Here is a 2,334-nt window from a genome sequence, read left to right as displayed (position 1 = left end):
GGCAGATTGGAAGCGCTGCGGCGCAACGCTCTCGGATTCCGCAACCTCACCCACTACCGAATCCGATCACTACTGCACTGCGGCAACCTCACCCGCGCACTCGATGCACTCTAAAACCGGAAGAGCCCGTTTCGAACACTCTACTGGTTCATCGAGTTTTCCTAATCTCGCTCAAGGAAATTCCCTACCCATGTGGCACCACTGGTACGATTCGGCACGGCGCGACTGACATGCTATCAGGGCTTGCCTGTGAGCCATTTCCACCCGTAATTCGACGCCATACTCCGGACCAGCATCAACGCGCTCAGGCTGAATCCCCAACCAATCACGCACAGCAACACACCAACGCCTGACTGCCCTGTGACGTCCGTACTCGCCTCGATGCAGAACGCAGTGGAGAACCCGGCCGTAGTGCCTAGTGCTGCAACGTATCCCCCGGTCTTGGCCCAGCGCGACAAATGCGCCGCGAGGAAGCACAGCAGAACCACAGTCGCACCGCACGCGACCACCTGCCACGTCGGGAATTGATTCGGCGCGGGGAGCCCAGGTCCGCGGAACTCGCCTCGCTGCTCGGCCGACCAACTCAACCAGCCTACGCACGAGGCAAATCCCAACACGAAGGCGAGGAATCCGGTGGTCCACAAACCTAAAGGGCCAGTTCCCGTACCTTCTTCCGACTTCGAGGAGTTACGCCAGAGGAGCAGAGCACAGAACGCCGAAGGCACGCCTACAAAGATGAAGACGATCCACAGAAACTGCAACCATGAAAAACTGACTGTCATGCGACCTACGCTATCCGACGCAGAATGCATTTGCGCCACATGGCAACCCGTCGGTCAGCTGCCGGGACCAAAGTCAGTGAGACGAGCCCTCACGGTTCGGAATCCGCAGCTTCCCAAGCACTACTGCGCTGGTACATTCGAGTTCGGCACCAGGTCGTGGTCGAGATAGACGGTCGGGCGCGGGAGATGCAGCTGAAGAACACCGTGTCGGCGTCAACGAAGTAGATCGAGGTGTCGCCGGTGTGGCGGCCGATTTCTGAAAAGTCGAACACGTCAATCGAACAATTCATCACGCTCGACATGGGAGAAATTCCATAATCGAAGCAGCGCTACGCCTGCGCACTGCCAAGTGTCAGCAGACCCAGTAATTCGTGCTTCGGCGGAAAGAGCTCGAAATTACAATCGTCATCACGCAACAAGCGCTCGTCTACACCCCCGACGAATGTGACACCTACGTCTAGCTCCGCACACGCAAGATAAACATTCTGACTGATATGGCCTGCCTCCAACCACGCGTACCGCCCGCCGCGCTGCCCGTGGGGCCACTGCTCTGCAAACTCAGCATTGACCTTCTCGAAATCCGTCGACAGCATCACAATGGCGGCTGAGTCGTTCACCCACGCCTCGTCGGCTATGCATGCTGACGCCAGCCTGGGGCGAACGTCCTTGTCAGTTACCATCGCCAGCGAATGGTTGGACGTGACATACCGGTACAGCCCACAATCGACGTCGTCGACTCGGCCTATGGCGACCGAAACGGATACTCCATATACGGCATGAGCCGAGGGGACGGTCCTTCGGTTCTCGGAACTGGCGCCTTGAGCCGCCCAAAGAATGTCAGCTAAATGGTCTTTGGCGAGCGGACGGTCTGTGTAGGAGCGCGAACTGCGACGCTCCTTCAGGAGCCCAGCGAGCAGTGGTGCTGCACCCGGGAACTCGAGCATTACCGGTTCGATCACCACTCGACACTACGTGGCGCTCCGCAGATGATGTGGCTCGCACATTCTTCACTGTTACTCATCGAAAATTCCACACCCATGTGGTGTCGGCAAAGAGGTCGAGCATCGTTCCGAGCCGCGTTCGGGATGTGTTCCCGAAGATCCTCGCCCCGTGGTGGACTGTTGACATGGCCGATTTCCGTGACTACGAGTTCCTTACCGAGTCGCCGATCAAGTGGTGGATTCTTTCCAATTACTGCGTGACCTTGGTACGCGACATCTCCAGCGAGGAACTCCTCAAGACCATCGGCGCAGAGATCCATGCCGAACGCTTACGCGGGTACGAGGACGTAACTGCAGCAGACCTACCCCACACAGGCGTGGTGGACCCCCACCTCGGACACCATTCCTTCGGAGTGGCTGAACTCCCCGATCGATGGACCTTGATCATCGAAGCGGATTACATGGGGGTAACCACTGCGTTCATGGTGGCGTGTCCCCGGTGAACGGGGCCATTTTGTTTTAGAGTCTTGTTGCCCGTGAACTGGGCGGATAGGACGACGGAGAAACATGGCTGGACGAAAGCGCAACTCTGCTGAAGACATCGTGCGCAA

Annotated in this window: 3 protein-coding genes; 1 reads left to right on the top strand and 2 read right to left on the bottom strand. The window is 58.1% G+C overall.

The window, feature by feature from the left end:
• Nucleotides 1-236 precede the first annotated feature (236 nt).
• Nucleotides 237-782, bottom strand: a complete 546-nt coding sequence (locus QMK17_RS26175) for a hypothetical protein (protein ID WP_283512201.1) — start codon at nt 780-782, stop codon at nt 237-239.
• A gap of 329 nt (nt 783-1,111) precedes the next feature.
• Nucleotides 1,112-1,741 (bottom strand): SagB/ThcOx family dehydrogenase, encoded by a 630-nt coding sequence (locus QMK17_RS26170; RefSeq protein ID WP_283512200.1) that lies wholly within the window; start codon nt 1,739-1,741, stop codon nt 1,112-1,114.
• A 167-nt stretch (nt 1,742-1,908) separates the two neighbouring features.
• Here QMK17_RS26170 and QMK17_RS26165 point away from each other — a divergent pair, with 167 nt between their 5' ends.
• Nucleotides 1,909-2,226, top strand: a complete 318-nt coding sequence (locus tag QMK17_RS26165; protein WP_283512199.1) for a DUF6461 domain-containing protein — start codon at nt 1,909-1,911, stop codon at nt 2,224-2,226.
• Nucleotides 2,227-2,334: the final 108 nt, after the last annotated feature.

It is taken from the genome of Rhodococcus sp. G-MC3 (genome assembly GCF_030063335.1).
In the GTDB taxonomy this organism is placed as follows: Bacteria; Actinomycetota; Actinomycetes; order Mycobacteriales; family Mycobacteriaceae; genus Rhodococcoides.
The sequence above is the reverse complement of the archived record's forward strand: the minus strand, read 5'-3'. Positions and strand labels throughout refer to the sequence as shown.

Excerpts from the sequence above, each read along its gene's own strand:
- QMK17_RS26175 (WP_283512201.1), bottom strand. The coding sequence starts at position 782 with ATGACAGTCAGTTTTTCATGGTTGCAGTTTCTGTGGATCGTCTTCATC.
- QMK17_RS26165 (WP_283512199.1), top strand. The coding sequence starts at position 1,909 with ATGGCCGATTTCCGTGACTACGAGTTCCTTACCGAGTCGCCGATCAAG.